Below are 21,842 nucleotides of genomic sequence, written 5' to 3'. Positions count from 1 at the left end.
CGCCCCTCAGGAAGTCAATTTATCCAAATCTTCTGCTGATAGACGTTTGAGAGCCTCCAAGGATTTAGCCAATGCGTCCTGCACCGGCGAATTATTTGTCTGCTGGCCTGCCACATAGGCGCTGAAATCGGCCAGGGTCGGGGTGGTGAAGATCGATTTGACGTCGAATTCGGCGTGCAGCTGCTCGCGCAGGCGCACCACCACCTGAGTAGCGAGCAGCGAGTGGCCGCCCAGTTCGAAGAAGTTGTCGTTCAACCCCACGCGCGGTACCGCCAGGACTTCGGCCCAGATCGCGGCGATCTGCTGTTCCAGCTCGCTCTGCGGCGCGACATACTCCCGCGCGAGCAAACTGGCGTCCGTCTTGGGCAAGGCCTTTCGATCCAGTTTGCCGTTGGGGCTCAGAGGCATCTGCTCCAGCAGCACCCATTGGGCGGGCACCATGTAGTCCGGCAACTGCTGGGCAAGATGGGCGCTGAGCACATCGCGCCAGTCGTCCCCGGCGTTTTGCAGCACCAGGTAGCCCACCAGGTATTTACCGTCGACCGCCAGCACGGCGGTCTCGCGGACCCACGCGTGCTCCAGCAGGCGCGCTTCGATTTCCCCCAGCTCGATGCGCAGGCCGCGCAGCTTGACTTGATGGTCGATACGCCCGGCGTATTCGATCACGCCGTCTGCGCGGTAGCGTGCCAGGTCGCCGGTACGGTACAGGCGCTCGCCCTGGATGAACGGGTGGGCGACAAAACGTTCGGCAGTGAGTGCCGGGCGGCGGTGGTAACCCCGGGCCAGGCCGATGCCGCCGAGGTACAACTCGCCGAGCACACCGACCGGTACGGGTTCGAAGTGGCTGTCGAGGATGTAGCAGCCGAGGTTGGCGATCGGGCGGCCAATTGGTACCGCATCGCGGCCTTCGTCCACGCAGGTCCAGTGGGTTACGTCGATGGCGGCTTCGGTCGGGCCGTACAGGTTGTAGAGACCGGCCTGGGGCAGCTTGGCGAAGACCTGCTGCTGGGCATCCACCGGCAACGCTTCACCACTGCACACGATGCGGTGCAGAGTATGGCAAGTCGCAACCGTCGGCTCCTGCAGGAAGGCCTGCAACATCGACGGGACAAAGTGCAGCGTGGTGACCTGCTCGGCATTGATCAGGCGCACCAGTTTGCTCGGATCGCGATGATCCCCCGGCGCGGCGACCACCAGGCGCGAGCCGGTCATCAACGGCCAGAAGAACTCCCACACCGATACGTCGAAGCTGAACGGGGTCTTTTGCAGCACCGTGTCGCTGACATCGAGGCGGTAGGCTTCCTGCATCCATTGCAGGCGATTGGCCAGGGCCGAATGGCGGTTGCCCGCCCCTTTGGGCTGTCCGGTGGAGCCCGAGGTGTAGATCACGTAGGCGAGGTTTTCACCGTCCAGGGCGATGCCTGGGTTGGCGTCGCTGTAGCCCTCGAAGGCAGACTCGCCCAGCACCAGGGTTTCCAGGCCTTGAGGAATCGGCAGCTGTCCACGCAAGTGCGCCTGGGTCAACAGCAGTTTCACCCCGCTGTCGTCCAGCATGTAGGCCAGGCGTTCGCGCGGGTATTCCGGGTCCAGCGGCACATAGGCGCCACCGGCCTTGAGCACCGCGAGCAAGCCGACCACCATCTCGATGGAACGCTCCACCGCCAGGCCCACCAATACGTCCGGCCCTACGCCGGCCCCGATCAGGCGGTGGGCCAGGCAGTTGGCGCGGCGGTTCAGCTCGGCGTAGCTCAAGCGCTGCTCGGCAAATACCAGTGCCGTGGCGTCCGGCGTGCGCGTCACCTGCTGTTCAATCAGCTGATGCACACAGTGCTGCAACGGGTAGTCCCGCGCCGTGGCGTTCCAGTCCTGTACCACTTGCCGGCGTTCGGCCACATCGAGCATCGCCAGTTCGCCCAGGCGCTGCTGGCCGTCCTCGAGCATGGCTTGAAGCAGGTTGAGCAGATGGCGGCCGTAGGTTTGCACCGTGTCCGGGTCGAAATGCGCACGCGCAAAGCTGAACTGCACCGACAGCGTGTCACCGACGTCCACCAGCACCGTCAGCGGGAAGTTGGTCTGCTCGCGGGAATCCGGCAGGCCAAAACGGATACCGCTGCCGCCACTCTGTTCCAGGGCCTTGGACACCGGGTAGTTCTCGAACACCAGGATGTTGTCGAACAGGGCTTCACCGCCCTGCCCGGCCCAGCGCTGGATATCGTACAGCCCGGTGTGTTCATGCTCGCGCAACGCCAGGTTCTGCGCCTGCACCCTTTGCAACCAGTCGGCCACGGTTTGCTCGCCCTCCACTGCGCAGATCACCGGCAGGGTATTGATGAACAGGCCAATCTGCTGCTCCACCCCCACGAGGTCTGCCGGGCGCCCGGCCACGGTGGCACCGAACGACACCACCGCCTGCCCGCTATGGCGCTGCAACAGGACCAGCCACGCCGCCTGGACCAGGGTGTTGAGCGTGACCTTATGGCTGCGGGCGAAGGCCTCGAGGCGCCCTGTCAGGGGGCGATCCAGGCTCAGCGCGTGCTCGCCATGCCCGTCCGCCGCCATGGGCTGGCTGCGGCCCAGGCGAGTCGGCGCTTGCAGTGCACTCAACTGCTCGCGCCAGAAGGTTTCGGTCGCACCGGCATCACGCTGCTGCAACCAACCGATGTAATCGCGATAGCGTCCGGCCGCTTCGGGCACTGCCACGCCGGCGTAACGTTGCAGCACTTCACCGAACAGTCGCGAATTGCTCCAACCGTCCATCAGGATGTGATGGCTTGTGTAGATCAGCTCATGGCGTTGCTCGTCGGTACGCACCAGCACCAGACGGACCAGCGGTGCCTTGGCCAGCTCAAAGCCCTGGCGACGCTGGGCTTGCTGCAGGTCTTGCAACGCCAGCTCCGGCTCCGGCATGGCGCGCCAGTCGAGAAGTTCGATGGGCAGCCGTGCCTCGCGGTACACCACCTGGCATGGCCACTCCAACTGGCCCTCCCAGAAAAACCCGCTGCGCAGCACGTCATGGGCCTGCACCGTGGCATCCCAGGCCCGCTGGAAGCGCGCCACATCCAGGCCCTCGGCCGTCACGCGGATCTGGTTGATGTAGTCGCCGGCGGCCTGTTCGTACAGGGTGTGGAACAGCATGCCTTGCTGCATGGGCGACAAGGTGTAGATGTCGTCAATCCCGTCGGCGGCCAGCGGCAAGGACTCAAGCTGCTGCTGGTTCAGGCGTGACAACGGGAAGTCCGAGGCCGTCACGCCGTGGTTGCCAGGGGTGCAGCAATGTTCCACCAATGCCGTCAGCTCACGGCTGAAGGCCTGGCTCAAGGCATCGATCTGCGACGCCTCGAACATCAGCGGGCTGAAGGTCCAGCCCATGTGCAGTTCACCGCCGAATACCTGGCCGTTGAGGGTCAGCCAGTTGCCCAGCGGCGCCTCCGGGCTCTGCTCGGCTCCGGCGCTTTCCGCTGCGAGTACAAACAAACCGTCCGGCTGGTCAAAACTGGCGTCGATCTGGCCCAGGTAATTGAAGGTGATGCGCGGCACCGGCAATGCGCTGAATGCCTGGCGCGTGGCCTCGTCGCCGAGGTAGCGCAGCGCGCCGAAGCCCAGGCCCTTGTCCGGCACGGCGCGCAGTTGCTCCTTGATCTGCTTGATCGAGGCGCCAAGGGATTCGGCCGGGGTCAGGCGCACCGGGAACAGGCTGGTGAACCAGCCCAGGGTGCGGGTCAGGTCGATATCCTCGAACAGGTCTTCACGGCCATGGCCTTCCAGTTGGATCAGGCTTGAAGCCTGCCCGGTCCACTGGCAGATGACACGCGCCAGGGCGGTCAGCAGCAGATCGTTGATCTGGGTGCGATAGGCCGCAGGCGCCTGTTGCAGTAATTGCCGGGTGTGCTCGGCGTCCAGTCGGCTGACCACTGTCTGCGCCAGGCGGCCAGGACGCGCGCCTTGGGGATCACGGCAGGGCAGATCGGTAGGCACGCCCTGGAGCTGTTGCAGCCAGAAGTGTTTTTGCGGCTGTACCGCTTCGCTGCGGGCATGGGCCTGCAAACGCTCGGCCCAGGCCTTGAACGACGAGGTCTTGGCCGGCAACGGCTGTTGACGGTAGAGGCTTTGCAGGTCCTCGAGGAACACCCGCCAGGACACGCCGTCCACCACCAGGTGGTGCATGACCAGCAACAGGCGCTGGGAACCATCGGCCAGTTCGGCAAGCACCGCACGCAACAAGGGCCCCTGTTGCAGGTCGAGGCTGCGCTGGGCTTTTTCGCACAGCGCGGCCAGTTCGTCGGCATCCGCCACCGCGGCCTGCCACAACACCTCCGGGATGGCGGCTGCATGCTCGGCCCGCCACCCTTCGGCGGGCTGGCTGAAGCTCAGGCGCAGCCCATCATGGTGGTGGACGATGGCGTGCAAGGCCGCTTGCAGTCGATCTGCCCGCACCGGCTCGCGTGGCGTCAGCAGCAAGGACTGGTTCCAGTGGTGGCGGTCCGGCAGGTCCATCTCGAAGAACAGCTGCTGGAACGGCAGCAACGGCGTCTCGCCCTGCACCGGCCCCTGGTCAAACACCTGGGCAACCCGCAACTGCGCCACCCGCGCCAGGCTGCGCACGGTCTGGTGCTGGAACAACGCCTTGGCGGTGAAATGGATACCGGCGGCGCGGGCGCGGCTGACCACTTGGATCGAAATGATCGAATCACCGCCGCGCTCGAAGAAGTTGTCGTTCAAGCCTACCTGTTCGACGCCCAGCACCTCGGCCCAGATATCCGCGATCTGCTGCTCCAGGGCACTTTGCGGGGCCTCGTAGTGGTGGGTGGCTTCGGGTTTGGGCAGCGCCTTGCGGTCGAGTTTGCCGTTGGGGCTCAGGGGCATTTGCTCCAGCAGCATCCATTGTGCCGGGACCATGTAGTCCGGCAGGTGCTGGGCCAGGTGGGCGCCGAGGACCTCGCGCCAATCATCGCCAGCGTCCTGCAGCACCAGGTAGCCCACCAGGTATTTACCGTCGACCGCCAACACGGCAGCCTCACGGACCCGCGCGTGCTCCAGCAGGCGCGCTTCGATTTCCCCCAGTTCGATGCGCAGGCCGCGCAGCTTGACTTGATGGTCGATACGCCCGGCGTATTCGATCACGCCGTCTGTGCGGTAGCGTGCCAGGTCGCCGGTACGGTACAGGCGCTCGCCCTGGATGAACGGGTGGGCGACAAAACGTTCGGCAGTGAGTGCCGGGCGGCGGTGGTAACCCCGGGCCAGGCCGATGCCGCCGAGGTACAACTCGCCGAGCACACCGACCGGTACGGGTTCGAAGTGGCTGTCGAGGATGTAGCAGCCGAGGTTGGCGATCGGGCGGCCAATTGGTACCGCATCGCGGCCTTCGTCCACGCAGGTCCAGTGGGTTACGTCGATGGCGGCTTCGGTCGGGCCGTACAGGTTGTAGAGACCGGCCTGGGGCAGCTTGGCGAAGACCTGCTGCTGGGCATCCACCGGCAGGGCCTCGCCGCTGCACACGATGCGCTGCAGGCTTTGGCAGGTCGACACCGCCGGATCCTGCAGGAAGGCCTGCAGCATCGACGGCACGAAGTGCAGCGTGGTGACCTGCTGTTGATTGATCAGGTTGATCAGCCTGGCCGGATCACGGTGATCACCAGGCGCTGCGACCACCAGGCGCGAGCCGGTCATCAGGGGCCAGAAGAACTCCCACACCGACACGTCGAAGCTGAACGGGGTCTTCTGCAGCACCGTGTCGCTGGCGTCGAGGCAGTAGGCTTCCTGCATCCATTGCAGGCGGTTCAGCAATGCCGAATGACGGTTGCCTGCCCCTTTGGGCTGGCCGGTGGAGCCAGAGGTGTAGATCACGTAGGCGAGGTTTTCACCGTCCAGGGCGATGCCTGGGTTGGCGTCGCTGTAGTCCTCGAAGGCAGACTCGCCGAGCACCAGGGTTTCCAGGCCTTGGGGAATCGGCAGCTGCTCACGCAAGTGCGCCTGGGTCAGCAGCAGTTTCACCCCGCTGTCTTCCAGCATGTAGGCCAGGCGTTCGCGCGGGTATTCCGGGTCCAGCGGCACGTAGGCGCCACCGGCCTTGAGCACCGCGAGCAGACCGACGACCATGTCGATGGAACGCTCCACCGCCAGGCCCACCAGCACGTCCGGCCCTACGCCGGCCTCGATCAGGCGATGGGCCAGGCGGTTGGCGCGGCGGTTCAGCTCGGCATAACTGAGCGACACCCCATTGAAGCGCAACGCCGGTGCATCCGGCTGCGCCTGCACCTGGGCCTCGATCAACTGATGCACCCACTGCCCTTGGGGGTAGTCGCGCGCGGTGGCGTTCCATTGAGCGAGTATTTGCTCGCGCTCAGCGACGTTGAGTGTCGCCAGGTCGTGCAAGGGCAATGCAGGATTCGCCACGGCTGCCCGCAACAGGCTCAGCCAATGTTCGGCCATGCGTGCGACGGTGGCAGCGCCGAACAGGTCGGTGGCGTAGGTCAGGGACGCCCAGATCGCGTCGCCGCTTTCCTGGGTGTCCAGGCTCAGGTCGAACTGGGCGCTGTGGCTGTCCCATTCCAGGTTGGCCACGCGCAGGCCCGGCAACTGCTGCGCGGCGGCTGGGGAGTTGGCCTGGTGGTTGAACATCACCTGGAACAGCGGGTTATGGCTCAGGCTGCGCTCCGGTTGCAGGGCTTCGACCAGTTGCTCGAACGGCAAGTCCTGATGGGCCTGGGCCTCCAGCGCACGGCGCTTGGTCTGCTGCAGCAGTTGGGCGAAGCTCATGTGGCCATCGAGGTCGGCCTTGAGCACTTGGGTATTGACGAAGAAGCCGATCAGCGATTCGGTCTCGACGCGGTTGCGGTTGGCAATCGGCACGCCGATGCGAATATCCTGCTGGCCGCTGTAGCGGTACAGAAACGCCTGGAACGCGGCCAGCAACAGCATGAACATCGTCACGCCTTCGCCCTGGGCCAGGGCTTTCAACCCTGCCACCAGTGCCGGTTCCAGCGCGATGTCCAGACGCGCGCCACGGAAGCTCTGTTGCGCCGGGCGGGGTTGATCGAACGGCAATTCCAGCACCGGCTGCGTGCCGCTGAGCAATTCGCGCCAGTACGCCAGTTGACGGGCCTTCTCCCCCGCTTCCATCCAGCTGCGTTGCCACAGCGCATAGTCGGCGTACTGGATCGGCAGCGGCACCAATGCACAGTCCTGGCCCTGGCTGTAGGCAGCATAGAGTTGCATCAACTCCTGCACCATCACACCCATCGACCAGCCATCGGAGACGATATGGTGCTGCACCAGCACCAGCACGTGCTCCTCTTCGCTCACTGCGAGCAAACTGACCCGCAGCAACGGGCCTTGCTGCAAGTCGAAGGGACGGGCGATTTCGGCTTCGACATGGGCCTTGAGCTGCGCTTCGTCGACTGCACTTTCGGCGATCTCGACCACCCCGTGGGCCAGCACCTCCTGAGTACGTGCCTCGGCGTCCAGGTGCAGGCGTGTACGCAGGCTTTCATGGCGCGCCACCAAGGTGTCGAAACTGCGCTGCAGGGCGGCCTTGTCCAGCTGGCCGCTCAGACGCAGGGCGCCGGGGACGTGATAAGCGTCACTGTCCGGGTCCAACTGCCAGAGAAACCACTGCCGTTCCTGGGCGTAGGACAACGGCAGCTTCCGGCCGTCCTCGCGGATCGAGGCAATCGGCAGCTGGGCGAAGCTCATGCCCCGGCTTTGCAGGCGCTGGTAGAACTGCTGGCGCTGTTCCAGAGGCAGGCGAAGAAAGCGCGAAACCAGATCGATATTAGGGTTGGAAAGCATGGGTCAAATCGCCTCTAGTTCGCTCAAAAAATCACGAAGATCATCAAAGTCTTCCGCGCTGCCGGCGCGGAAGGTGGCAGCCGCCTGCACATAGGCGCGCAGCGTTTCAGTCTGGAACACTTCCACCAGCGGCACTTCCAGGCCCAGCTCGGCCTGGACCCTGGAGGTGATCTGGATGGCCAGCAGGGAGTGGCCGCCCACTTCAAAGAAGTTGTCGTTCAAGCCGACCTGCGGCAGGCGCAGCACCTCGGCCCAGATCGTGGCGATCTGCTGTTCCAGCTCGCTCTGCGGGGCCACATAGGCCTGTTGCATAAGGCTCACATCCGGTTGCGGCAGGCCCTTGCGGTCGAGCTTGCCGTTGGGGGTCAACGGCATTTGCGCCAGGAAGATGAAATGCGCCGGGACCATGTAGTCCGGCAGGCGGGCCTTGAGTGCGCGACGCAATGCGTCACGGAACTCGGCTTCGTTGGACGGGGCGGACACCGGAACCACATAGGCCACCAGCTGTTTGCCGGTCGGGCCGTCCTGAGCCACGACCACCGTCTCACCGACGCTGTCCTGCTCACGCAGGCGCGCTTCGATTTCCCCCAGTTCGATGCGGAAACCACGGATCTTCACCTGGTGGTCGACACGCCCGAGGTAATCCACCACGCCATCCGGGCGGCCACGGGTCAGGTCGCCGCTGCGATACACGCGACTGCCCGGCTTGCCGAACGGGTCCGGCACGAAGCGTTCGGCGGTCAGCGCCGGACGTTCCAGGTATCCACGGGCCACGCCCTCGCCGCCCAGGTACAGCTCACCGGCGACGCCGATGGGTTGCAGGTTGAGTTGCGCGTCCAGCACGTAGCCGCTGCGGTTGCCCAATAGCGTACCAATCGGTGCATAGACGGCGCCGCAGGGGTCGCCCTTGCGCGCTTTCCACAGCAACGGCGTGACCACGGTTTCGGTCGGGCCGTAGCCGTTGAACAGGTAGGTCGGCTTGAGCGCGCGCCAGGCCAGGTCGTAGCTGGCTTGCGCCACCGCATCGCCGCCAAAGCAGTACACACGCACCTTCGGTGGATTACCGTCGCGCTCGGCATACTCGGCCAGTTGTTGCAGGTACACCGGCGGGAACACCGCCATGGTCACGTTGTGACGGTGCATCTGCGCGTAGGTGTACTCGGGCAACCACAGGCTATCGTCACGGACCAGCACGCTGGCGCCGTTGATCAGCGGGTGCATCCAGCCTTCGTGGGAGCCGTCGAAGGCGAACGACATGAAGTGCAGTTCGCAATCGGCCGGCGATGTCTCATAACGCTCGCCGGTAGCGATGATGTGCGCCACCAACGGGCCGTGGGACACCGCCACGCCCTTGGGCAGGCCGGTGGAGCCGGAGGTGTAGATCACGTAGGCAAGGTTGTCGCCGTGCAGTTTTACCTCCGGCGCGGTGTCGCTGTAGTCGGCCCACGCCTCGGTGCGATCGATGGCCAGGCTGTCCAGGCCCTCGGGAATCGGCAGTTGCGGCAACGCACTGGTGTGGGTCAGCAGCAACTTTGCACGGCTGTCCTGCATCATGTACAGCAGGCGATCACGCGGGTACTCGATATCCAGCGGCACATACACACCGCCGGCTTTCATCACCGCGAGGAACGCCACCAGGCTCTCGGCACTGCGCGGCATGGCAATTGCCACGCGCACTTCGGGGCCGATGCCACGGGCGATCAAGGCATGGGCCAGGCGGTTGGCCTGGCGGTCCAGCTCGCCATAACTCAGGGTTTGCGCATCGAACTTGACCGCCACCGCAGCGGGGTTTTCAGCGGCGCGGTCGGCAACCATTTCGTGTACCAGACGCTCGGCCGAGAAGCCGGCGTCAGTCTGGTTCCACAGCTGCAGGATGTGTCGTTGCTCATCCTGGCCCAGCAGGTTGAGTTGGCTGATGGATTGCTGTTGGTCGGCAACCATCGCCTGCAACAGGTTTTGCCAGTGGCCGGCCATGCGCTCAATAGTGGCTGGGGCAAACAGATCGGTGGCGTAGCTCAGGGAGGCACGCAGGGTCGCCTGGCTTTCCTCCACGTCCAGTGCCAGGTCGAACTGGGCCACGCCTTCATCCCAGCTCAGCACCTCGACGTCCAGTTCGGTGAGGCGCTGCAGGTGATTGGCTGCCGAGGTCACGCGATGGTTGAACATCACCTGGAACAGTGGGCTCAGGCTCATGCTGCGCTCGGGCTGCAGCGCTTCGACCAACTGCTCGAACGGCAGGTCCTGGTGGGCCTGGGCTTCGAGGGAACGTTGGCGTACCTGTTGCAGCAGTTGCACAACGCTCATCTGCCCGTGGATATCGGCCTTGAGCACCTGGGTATTGACGAAGAAACCGATCAGCCCCTCGGTTTCCAGGCGATTGCGGTTGGCAATCGGCACCCCGACACGCACGTCTTCCTGACCGCTGTAGCGGTGCAGCAACGCCTGGTAGGACGCCAGCAGCACCATCGGCAACGTCACTCCGGCGCTCTGCGCCAGGCGACGCAAACCGGCCAGCAGCTGCGGTTGCAACTCGATGCCCAGGCGAGCGCCGCGATGGCTTTGCACGGCCGGGCGCAGGTAGTCGAAAGGCAATTCCAGCACAGGCTGCACACCGCCCAACTGCTCACGCCAGTAGGCCAGTTGACGGGCCTTCTCTCCCGCCTCCATCCATTGGCGCTGCCACACGGCATAGTCGGCGTACTGGATCGGCAAGGCCGGCAGGGCTGGCGTCTGCCCGTGGCTGAAGGCGGCGTACAGTTGCACCAGCTCCTCGACCATCAGTTGCATCGACCAGCCATCGGAGACGATATGGTGCTGCACCAGCACCAGCACATGTTCGTCCTCGGCCAGGCGCAGCAACCGGGCCCGCAGCAACGGCCCGCGCAGCAGGTCGAATGGCTGCGCAACGACGTCAGCCACCCGTGCCTTGAGGCTGGCTTCATCGGTGTCGACCAAATCGATTTCAATCAGGCCCGAGTCTTCAATCACTTGGACCGTACCGGCGGCGTCCTGGCGCAAATGGGTGCGCAGGCTTTCATGGCGTGCCAGCAAGGTGTCGAAGCTGCGTTGCAGCGCCGCCAGGTCCAACGGGCCTGTCAAACGCAGGGCGCTGGGGATGTGGTACGCGGCGCTTTCGGGGTCGAGTTGCCAGAGGAACCATTGGCGTTCCTGGGCATACGACAGCAGCAACGGCTGGCTGCGATCGGCCTTGAGCAGCGCCGGCGCGACCACGCCCTCCTCACCCAGGGCCACCACGAAGTCACCCAGCAACGGGTGTTCGAACAGGGTCTTGAGCGCCACTTCCAGCGCCAGTGCCTGGCGCACCCGCGATACCACCCGCGTAGCCAGCAGCGAATGCCCGCCCAGCTCGAAGAAATGGTCGTCAAGGCCGACCTGGGGCACGCCCAGCACCTCGGCCCAGATCGCCGCGACCTGTTGTTCGCGCGGGGTGACGGCGGCCACATGGCTTTTCAGCAACAGGCGGGTATCGACCTTGGGCAAGGCCTTACGGTCGAGCTTGCCGTTGGGGGTCAAGGGCAGGCTGTCGAGGAACATCACGTGCGCCGGCACCATGTAGTCCGGCAGGCGCTCACGCAAGGCCGCTGTGTAGGCTTGCGCCGGCTGTGCCGCAGACGTCACCAGGTAGGCGATCAAGCGGTCGTTGTCGGCCAGCACCACGGCTTCGCGAACGCCTTCATGCTCGCGCAGGCAGGCTTCGATTTCGCCCAGTTCGATACGGAAACCGCGCACCTTGACCTGATGGTCGACCCGGCCGATGTACTCCACCACGCCGTCGGCACGGTAGCGTGCCAGGTCGCCGGTGCGGTACAGGCGCTCGCCCGGCGCGCCGTACGGGTTGGGCACGAAACGCTCGGCGGTGAGGGCTGGCCGCGCGTGGTAGCCGCGTGCCAGGCCGACGCCGCCGATCAGCAGTTCACCGGCCGCACCCACCGGGCATGGACTGAGCCCGGCATTGAGGATGAACAACGCGGTGTTGGCGATCGGGCGCCCGACCAAAGGTTGCGCCTCCAGCAGGCGATGGGCCGCCGACCAAATGGTGGTTTCGGTGGGACCATAGAGGTTCCATACCGGGCCTTGCAGGTCGAGCATGCGCTGGGCCAGATCGGCCGGCAGCGCTTCGCCGCCGCACAGGCACTTGATACCGCGCAGCACATCGGCACGTGGGCTTTCCAGCAGCATACGCCAGGTGGACGGCGTGGCTTGCAGTACGCTGGCGGATTGGGCGGTGACCAGGTCGATTATCGCCTCCGGGTCCAGCGCCAGTTCCTGACCGCTCAGCAGCACCGTGGCGCCGACTGTCAGCGGCACGTACAGCTCCAGGGCAAAGATGTCGAACGAGAACGTCGTCAGCGACAGCACCCGCGCCTGCGCGCCGATGTCCAGGGTGCCGGCCATGCCGCAGGTAAAGCTGCACAGCGCCTGGTGCGGCACCATCACGCCCTTGGGCTTGCCGGTGGAGCCGGAGGTGTAGATCACATAGGCCAGGTGTTGCGGCGTGACGCTGACCTGCGGGTTGTATTCGTCACCGCCGGCGTCCTCGACCAAAAGCACCTGCAGGCCTTGCGGTTGCACCAGGCGCCCAATCAGCGGCGACTGAGTCAGCAGCACCTGGGCGCGGCTGTCTTCGAGCATGAAGGCCAGGCGCTCCGCCGGGAATTGCGGGTCCAGCGGCACATAGGCGCCACCGGCCTTGAGGGTCGCAAGCAGGCCGACCACCATGTGCAGGGAACGCTCCACATGCACCGCCACCCGCACGTCCGGGCCAACGCCCGCCGCGATCAGGCGATGGGCCAGGCGGTTGGCGCGGCGGTTGAGTTCGCTGTAGCTCACGGCCTCGCCATTAAATTGCAGCGCGATGGCGTGCGGCTGTGTCAGGGCTTGTGCTTCGAACAACTGGTGGACACAGCGCTCGCGTGGGTAGTCGACGGTCGTGTGGTTCCAGTCTTCGACCATCTGCTGCCATTGCGATGGGCTGAGCATCGCCAGTTCGTCCAGGGCCTGGGAGGCATCGTTGACCACTGCGCGCAGCAGGTTCTGCCAGTGCACGGCCAGGCGCTCCAGGGTGGCGGCGTCGAACAGGTCGGTGGCGTAGGTCAGGGATGCCCAAAGGCCGTCGACGGACTCCTCGGTTTCCAGGTTGAGGTCGAACTGGGTCGTGTGACCGGTCCAATCCACCGGCTGCAGAGCCAGGCCAGGCAGTTGCACCGGGCCGGCGCGCAGGTTGTCCTGGTGATTGAACATCACCTGGAACAACGGGTTATGGCTAAGGCTGCGTTCCGGTTGCAGCGCTTCTACCAGTTGTTCGAACGGCAAGTCCTGATGAGCCTGGGCTTCCAGGGCACGTTGCTTGACCTGGGCCAGTAACTGGTCAAAGGCCATCTGCCCGTGCAGGTCGGCCTTGAGCACCTGGGTGTTGACGAAGAAGCCAACCAGACGCTCGGTTTCCAGGCGATTGCGGTTGGCGATCGGCACCCCGACGCGGATCTCGGCCTGGCCGCTGTAGCGGTGCAGCAACGTCTGGAACGACGCCAGCAGGAGCATGAACAAAGTCACGTCCTGGCGCTGGGCGAGTGCCTTGAGCTCGGCCACCAGGGCGTTATCCAGGTGTACACGCCGACGCGCACCGCGCTGGCTTTGCACCGCCGGGCGCGGGTGGTCCAGGGGCAGTTCCAGCACCGCGTGTTCGGTGCCCAGGCGCGCACGCCAGTAATCGAGTTGGCGTTGTTTCTCCCCGGCCGCCATCCAATCGCGCTGCCACACGGCATAGTCGGCGTACTGGATCGGTAAGGCCGGCAACGGCGCCTGGCCTTGATACAGCGCCAGCAGTTCGTCGACCATCACTTGCATCGACCAGCCGTCGGAGATGATGTGGTGCTGGGTGATCACCAGCACATGGTGCGCGGCCGTGATCTCCAGCAGCATGACGCGCATCAGCGGACCGTTGAGCAGGTCGAACGGGCGTTGGATCTCTTGCGCGACCGCCTGCTCGATGGCCGAGTCTTGCACCTGCTGGCGTTGGATCACCATCGCCAGGTTGGGCTGGATGACCTGCCAGGTGTGCTCAGCCTCTTCCACGAAGGTGGTACGCAGCGGTTCATGACGCTGCACCAAGGCCTGGAACGCGTGCTCCAGTGCCGGGATATCCAGCTCACCGCGCAGGTGCAATGCGGTCGGTACGTGGTAGGCGGCGCTGCAGGGATCCAGTTGCCAAAGGAACCATTGGCGTTCCTGGGCGAAGGACAGTGCCAACGGACGGTCGCGCCCCAGCGCCACCATCGGGCTGGCAGTGCCGGCCTGCACCCCTGCGCAGGCCGCCGCGAACGCTTCCAGCGTCGGCTGCTCGAACAACGCTCGCAACGGCACGTCCAGCTTGAGGTCGTGACGCACGCGGGAGATCACCTGAGTGGCCAGCAACGAATGGCCACCGCGTTCGAAGAAATGGTCATCGAGCCCCACCTGCTCGACGTGCAACACCGTTTGCCAGATCGCCGCCAATTGCATGTGCAGCGGGCTTTGCGGAGCGCGGTAGACGTGTCGCGCCTGGCTCAGGTCCGGCAGCGGCAGTGCGCGGCGGTCAAGCTTGCCGTTGTTGTTCAACGGCAGGGCATCGAGCACCAGCCAATGCCCCGGCACCATGTAATCCGGCAAGGACTGGCGCAAGACCGCCGCCAGCGCCTGGGTATCCAGTGGTTGGCCGTGGGCCGCGACCACGTACGCGACCAACTGCGTACCGGTGGCACTCGGCTGCGCAACGACGGCAGCTTCGCGCACCCACGGCAGGGCTTGCAGGCTGGCCTCGATTTCGCCCATTTCGATACGGAACCCGCGGATCTTCACCTGATGGTCGATACGCCCCACGTACTCCAAGGCGCCCGCCTCGTTGTAACGGGCCAGGTCGCCACTGCGGTAGAGTCGCGCACCGGGAACCGTCGAAAACGGATCCGGCAGGAAGCGCTCGGCGGTCAACGCCGGGCGGTCGAAGTAACGCTGGGCCAGGCCGAACTCGGCACCGATGCACAGCTCGCCAACGCCATCGGTGGCCAACAGCTCGAAACCGCTGTCGAGTACATACAGCGAGCGACCATCGCTCGCCCGGCCAATCGGCACACCGAACGCATCACTGGCATCCGCCAGTTGGCACTCATGCACGCTGGACACCACGGTGGCCTCGGTCGGCCCGTAGGTGTTGACCAGGCGCACGCCGCCCAGGCCGGCCGCGTGCCAGGCGCGCAGCCCTTCCACCGACATGGCCTCGCCGCCCACATGCACCTGGCGCAGGTTACCCAGGGCGCGACCATCGGCCGCGCACTCCTTGGCCAACAGGTACCAGTAGGCCGCCGGCAAGTCCGCCAGGGTCACGCCCTGCTCGACGATTTCCCGTGCCAGTTGCCCGGCATCCCACAGTTCATCGCCACGCATGATCAGCGCGGCGCCCACACACAGCGGCGGGTAGCACTGTTCGACAAAGCCGTCGAAACTGAAGGTCGCGAACTGCAGCACGCGGTCCTCTGCACACAGTTGGCTGTAGACCTCGGCGCTGTCGCAGAATTGGCCGAGGGCCGCATGGTCGATGGCCACGCCCTTGGGTTGGCCGGTGGAGCCCGAGGTGTAGATTACGTACGCCAGATCGGCAGCGGCAGCGTGGGTGAGTGGGTTGCTGGCAGGGTAGCCGGCCAGCTCGGTACCGGAGACGGTGAAGTCCAGACGGGCCAGCCCTTGCGGCAGCGGCAGGTCGGCCAGCAACCCGGCTTCGCTGAGCAACAGGTCCAGGCGGCTGTCCGCCAGCATGTAGGCCAGGCGGTCGGCGGGATAGTTCGGGTCCAGGGGCACATAGGCCGCGCCGCTTTTGAGCACGGCCAGCAGGCTGACGATCAGTTGCGGGCCGCGCCGCGACGCCAGGCCCACGCGCTGGCCCGGGCCCGCGCCCAGTTCCAGCAGGCGATGGGAGAGCCGGTTGGCATGGGCATTGAGCTGGGCATAGCTCAAGCGCGCTTCGCCAGCCTGTACCGCCAGCGCGTCCGGTGTGGCAGCAGCCTGGGCCGCAATGCGTTCGTGCACGCGCAGCTGGCGTTGGGCAGCGCCCGGCGACTGGCTCAGTGCAAGCACGTCGCGTTGTGCGGTGGAGTCAAGCAATTGCAGGTTGCCAAGGGGCGCCTGGGCATCCGCGAGCAACTGCACCAGCAGGTGGTGCAGGTTGGCGCTCAAGCGTGCGACCTGTTCAGCGCTGAACCGCGCCCGGTCGTAACTGAACTCCAGGCGCAGGCTGGCCCCCAACTCAATGCCCAAGGTCAAAGGGTAATGGGTGCGTTCATGGTTGTGAATATGGCCAAACGCCAGGCCTGCGGGTGCGCCCTGCTTCAGGGCCTCGGCCACAGGGAAGTTTTCGAACACCAGCAAAGTGTCGAACAATGCGCCCTGCTGACCGGCCCAGCCTTGTATGTCGTACAGCGGCACATGCTCGTGGTCACGCAGGCTGAGATTCAGGGTTTGCAACTCGTTGAGCCATTGGGCGGCCGGTTGGGCTGGCGAAGGCGTACTGACGATAGGCAGCGTGTTGATGAATAGGCCCAGTTGCTGCTCGATCCCCGGCAGCGGTGCCGAACGCCCGGCGACGGTCGCGCCAAAGGCCACGCAATCCTGACCGGTGTAGCGCTGCAGCAACAGGCTCCACGCTCCTTGCAGCACGGTATTGAGAGTGATTTTCTGGCGACGGGCGAACTCGCCGAGGGCCTGTGTGAACTCGCCCTCAAGGATCAATTGATGCTCAGCCGTGCCCAGGCCATCGACCGGCGCGCGCAGCGCTTGCGCGAGCAAGGTGGGTGTTTGCAACGGCGCCAGGGCGGCTTTCCAGAACGTCTCACCCGACGCTTGCTGTTGCAGCCAGCCCAGGTAATCGCGGAACTGCCCCAGCGGCGCGGGCAAGGCCTGGCCGGCATAGTGGGCGATGACTTCACCCAGCAACTGGGCGTTACTCCAACCGTCCATGAGGATGTGGTGACTGGTGAAGATCAGATGCCAGGCGTTACCGGCGCCCCGCACCAGCATCAGGCGAAACAGCGGCGCGGCATTAAGCGCGAAGCCCTTCTCGCGTTCAGCCTCGGCAAGCGCATCGAAGTCGGCATCGATGTCTTCGATCACGTGCAACTGCACGTCGACCTGACGCTGGATGACTTGATGGGCACTGTCCAGGCCCAGCCAGTGGAAGCTGCTGCGCAGAATGTCATGGCGGTCCAGTGCCGCCTGCCAGGCGCGGCCGAACGCCAGCAGGTCGAGGCCGTCGATATCCACGCGCAACTGGTTGATGTACGCCTGGGCTTCTGGCGCGTAGAGGGTATGGAACAACATGCCCTGCTGCATCGGCGACAGCGGATAAAGGTCGGCAATCGCCGGCCCCGCCACGGGCAACGCGTCCAGTTGCTGTTGGGTCAAGCGCGCCAGTGGGAAGTCCGAAGGGGTAACCTGCCCTGCCGGGGTGGCTCGGCAATGCTCGATCAAGGCCTTGAGCTCTGCCGCGTAGTCATCCGCCAACTGCTGCACCGTCGACGCCTCGAACATCTCGCGGCTGAACCCCCATTGCAGCGCCAGCTCACCGCCGTACACCTGCCCTTCCACGGTCAACCAGTTGGCCAGCGGTGCCTCGGCATCCTGGGCCTGGCCGCTGCCCTGGGTAGACGGTACAAACAACACGGATTCGTTGAACTGGCGGTCGAACTGGCCCAGGTAGTTGAAGGTAATGCGTGGCGCGGCCAGGTTCGCCAGGGCTTCGCGGGCCGCAGGCGGGCCGAGGTAGCGCAGCAGACCGTAGCCGATGCCTTTGGCGGGCACGGCACGCAGTTGCTCCTTGACCGCCTTGATCGCAGCCGACAGCTCGCCGCAGGCTTGCAGGCGTACCGGGAACAGGCTGGTGAACCAGCCCACGGTGCGGGTCAGGTCGACACCGTCGAACAGGTCTTCGCGGCCATGGCCTTCCAGCTGGATCAGTGCGGCGTTCTGGCCGCTCCAACGGCTGACCACCCGCGCCAGGGCCGTCAGCAGCAGGTCATTGACCTGGGTGCGGTAGGCCGCTGGCGCGTCCTGGAGCAGTTGACGGGTGTGCTCGGCGTCAAGGCGGATTTCGAGCTTGCTGCCCAAGCGGTTTTGCAGGCCGCCCTGGGGGTTGTCGCACGGCAAGTCCGCGTCGGCCGACTGCGCCTGCCAGTACGGCAGTTGGTCGTCCAGCGCGCGGGCATGGGCTTGCAACTGTTCGGCCCACAGCTGGTAGGCGCTGGTCTTGGTCGGCAACGCTGCCTGGCGGTAAGCCTGTTGCAGGTCTTCCAGGACGATGCGCCAGGAGACGCCATCGACCGCCAGGTGATGGATCACCAGCAGAAGGCGCTGGCTGCCATCGGCCATGCTCACTAACGCGGCACGCAGCAGCGGGCCTTGCGTCAGGTCGAGGCTGCGCTGGGCCTCATCGCACAGCGCCGCCAGTTCATCGTCGCTGCCGGCGTGGGTCTGCCACAGGCCCGGCGCGGTGACCGGCGCGGCGTAGGCTTGCTGCCAGGTGTCGGCCTGTTGCACAAAGCGCAGGCGCAAGGCGTCGTGATGGTTGATCACATGGGTCAGGGCGGCTTCCAGGCGTGCCGGTTCCAAGCGCTCGCGCGGGGTCAACAACAACGATTGGTTCCAGTGGTGACGCGCGGGGATCGCCTGGGCGAAAAAGCCTTGCTGCACCGGGGTCAGGATCACCTCGCCGCTGGCAGGGCCTTGGTCGATCACGGTGGAGTGCTCGAAGCCGGCCACCAACGCCAGGCTGCGCACGCTCTGGTACTGGAACAGGTCGCGCGGGCTGAGGCGAATCCCCGCCTGGCGCGCGCGGCTGACCACCTGGATGGAGATGATCGAATCGCCGCCCAGTTCGAAAAAGTTGTCGTCCAGGCCCACCTGCTCGACGCCGAGCACATCGCTCCAGATCGCCGCCAGGGCTTTTTGCAGGTCGTCTTGCGGCGCGATATAGGCCTGTTGCGGCGTTGCATCCGGTAACGGCAGGGCCTTGCGGTCGAGCTTGCCGTTGGCGGTCACCGGCAGCTTGGCCAGGGGCACCATATGGGTCGGCACCATGTATTCCGGCAGGCTACCGAGCAGCCAGGCCTTGAGGTCGGTGGGCGCCTCGCCCTCCAGCACCAGGTAGGCCACCAGTTGTTTGCCGCCGTGCACCAGCACCACCGCCTCACGCACCGCTGGGTGTTGCATCAGGCGTGTCTCGATTTCACCCAATTCGATGCGCAAGCCGCGCAGCTTGACCTGGTGGTCGAGACGGCCAAGGTAGTCGATCACACCGTCATCACGCTGACGCACCCGGTCGCCAGTACGGTACAGGCGCGCGCCGTCACCGAAGGGGCTGGGCACAAAACGTTCGGCGGTCAGTGCCGGACGGCGGTGGTAGCTGCGCGCCAGGCCGGTGCCGCCGAGGTACAACTCGCCGGCCACGCCGGCAGGCACCGGGTTGAGCTGCGCGTCGAGCACGTAGGTGCCGAGGTTGGCGATCGGGCGGCCGATGGGCACGGCGTCACGGCCTTCGTCGATGCAGGTCCAGTGGGTCACATCGATGGCCGCTTCCGTCGGGCCATAGAGGTTGAACAAACCAGCCTGGGGCAGCTTGGCGAACACCTGCAGTTGCGCGTCCAGGGGCAAGGCTTCGCCGCTGCACACAATACGCTTGAGGCTTATGCAGGCCTGCACGTGCGGCTCATGGATAAACGCCTGGAGCATGGACGGCACGAAGTGCAAGGTGGTGATCCCGTGCTCGCCAATGGTCTCGATCAGGCGCGCCGGCTCGCGGTGTTCCCCAGGGGCGGCGACCACCAGGCGGGCGCCGGTCATCAACGGCCAGAAGAACTCCCACACCGACACATCAAAGCTGAACGGGGTTTTCTGCAGCACCGCGTCACTGGCATCCAGGCCGTAGGCCTGCTGCATCCAGCACAGGCGGTTGACCAGTGCGCGATGGCTGTTGCCGGCGCCCTTGGGCTTGCCGGTGGAACCGGAGGTGTAGATCACATAGGCCAGGTTCAGCGCGTGGATGTCGACGGCGGGCGCTGCGACGCTGTAAGCGTCGAGCCAGCCGGGCGCCTGGTCGAGGCGCATCACCCGAATGCCTTCGACAGGCAGCAGTGACAGCAGGCTGTGCTGGCTGAACAGCAGCTGGATGCCGCTGTCTTCGATCATGTAGGCCAGGCGTTCCTGGGGATATTCGGGATCGAGGGGGACGTAGGCGCCGCCGGCCTTGAGCACAGCCAGCAGGCCGATGACCATCTCGATGGAACGCTCAACGCAGATACCCACCAGCGCATCAGGACCGACCCCGTGGTCGCGCAAGGCATGGGCCAGTTGGTTGGCACGGGCGTCGAGTTGCGCATAGGTCAGCATGGTCGCGCCGAACACCAGCGCCGGCGCATCCGGGGTGCGCTGTACCTGGTCTTCGATCAGGTGATGAATGCCCCGCTCGGTGGGATACGCTTGTGCGGTCTGGTTCCAGGCGTGCACCAGCCTCTGCTGCTCATCGACGGCCAGCATCGGCAACTCGCCGATACGCTGTTCGCCATCGGCCACCATGGCCTGCAACAGGCTGATCCAGTGGCGTGCCATCCGCGCGATGGATGGCGCGTCGAACAGGTCATTGGCGTAGGTCAGCGCGGCGTGCAAGGTGCCGGATTTTTCATAGGTGTCGAGGGTCAGGTCAAACTGGGTGGTGCGGCCTTGCCACTCCACCAGGGCCAGCTCCAGGCCGGAGGCGGTGCTGACCGAGGCGATGTCGGCCACCACCGGCTGATGGTTGTACATCACCTGGAACAGCGGCGTATGGCTCAGGCTGCGCTCGACCTTCAGGGCTTCCACCAGGCGCTCGAAGGGCAATTCCTGGTGCGCCTGGGCGCCAAGGGCGTGCTCCTTGATACCTTGCAGCAACTCGGCGACGCGGGTTTGCCCGCTCAGCTCAGTACGCAGGACTTGCGTGTTGACGAAGAAGCCGATCAACCCCTCGACTTCCGTACGGTTGCGGTTGGCGATCGGCACGCCGACGCGGATATCGCCCTGGCCGGTGTAGCGATGCAGCAACACATTGAAGGCGCCGAGCAGCAGCATGAACAGGGTGACGTTGTGCTGTTGCGCGCAGGTGCGCAACTGCGCGGCCAGCGCCGGGTCAATCGCGAAGTTGTGGCGGGTGCCCTGATAGCTGGGCATGGCTGGGCGCGGGTGGTCCGTTGGCAGTTCCAGCACCGGATGCTCATCACCCAGCCGCGCCTGCCAGTATTCCAATTGACGGGCCTGTTCCCCCGCTTCCAGCCAGCGGCGCTGCCACAAGGCGTAGTCGCTGTACTGGATCGGCAGCGCCGGCAATGGCGGCGCTTCGTTGCGCTCGTGGGCGTCGTAAAAACGGATGAACTCGTCGATCAGCACGTTCATCGACCAGCCATCGGAAACGATATGGTGCAGGGTCAGCAGCAGCACGTGCTCCTGGGCATCGAGCTTGAGCAGTTGCACGCGCAGCAGCGGGCCGTGTTCCAGGTCGAACGGCAGCAACGATTGGCGGCTGGCCGCATCGTTGACGGCGTGTTCGCGTTCGGCCGGGGCCAACGCCGTCAGGTCCAGTTGCTCAATGGCCAGCGACGGCTGTACGGCCACCTGCATCAGGCGCTCATCGGCCTGGCGCTGGAACACCGTACGCAGGGTTTCGTGCCGGGCCACCAGACTGGCGAACGCCTGCTCCATGGCGCCAAGGTTCAGCGCACCCTTGAGGCGCACGGCGCCCGGCAGGTTGTAGGCGCCGCTGTTCGGGTCCAGTTGCCAGAGAAACCACATGCGCTGTTGCGCGTAGGACAGCGCCTGGCGATCCTCTGCCTCCACGCCGGCCGGAATCGGAAACCGCGAAAAATCCACCCCTTCTTTCTGCAATGCCTGCAGGAACAGCTGGCGTTTTTCCAGGGGCAACCCGATAAACCGGCGAGCAAGTTTCAAGGAGTCTTCAGCATTCATTTGTTGGAGTCCGGAGCAAT

The 21,842-nt window shown here is 65.3% G+C and carries 2 protein-coding genes; both read right to left on the bottom strand.

Annotated elements, in window-relative coordinates:
• Positions 1 to 6 precede the first annotated feature (6 nt).
• Entirely contained in the window at positions 7 to 7,788 is a 7,782-nt protein-coding gene (locus tag BLW22_RS11320; protein ID WP_074846323.1) for a non-ribosomal peptide synthetase, read from the bottom strand.
• A gap of 3 nt (positions 7,789 to 7,791) precedes the next feature.
• The gene (locus BLW22_RS11315) at positions 7,792 to 21,822 is read right to left on the bottom strand and encodes a non-ribosomal peptide synthase/polyketide synthase (protein WP_074846320.1); all 14,031 of its coding nucleotides are present in this window, start codon (positions 21,820 to 21,822) and stop codon (positions 7,792 to 7,794) included.
• Positions 21,823 to 21,842 lie beyond the last annotated feature (20 nt).

The sequence above is a fragment of the Pseudomonas marginalis genome, assembly GCF_900105325.1.
GTDB classification, from domain to species: Bacteria; Pseudomonadota; Gammaproteobacteria; order Pseudomonadales; family Pseudomonadaceae; genus Aquipseudomonas; species Aquipseudomonas marginalis.
This window is presented reverse-complemented; position numbering and strand designations above follow the sequence as displayed.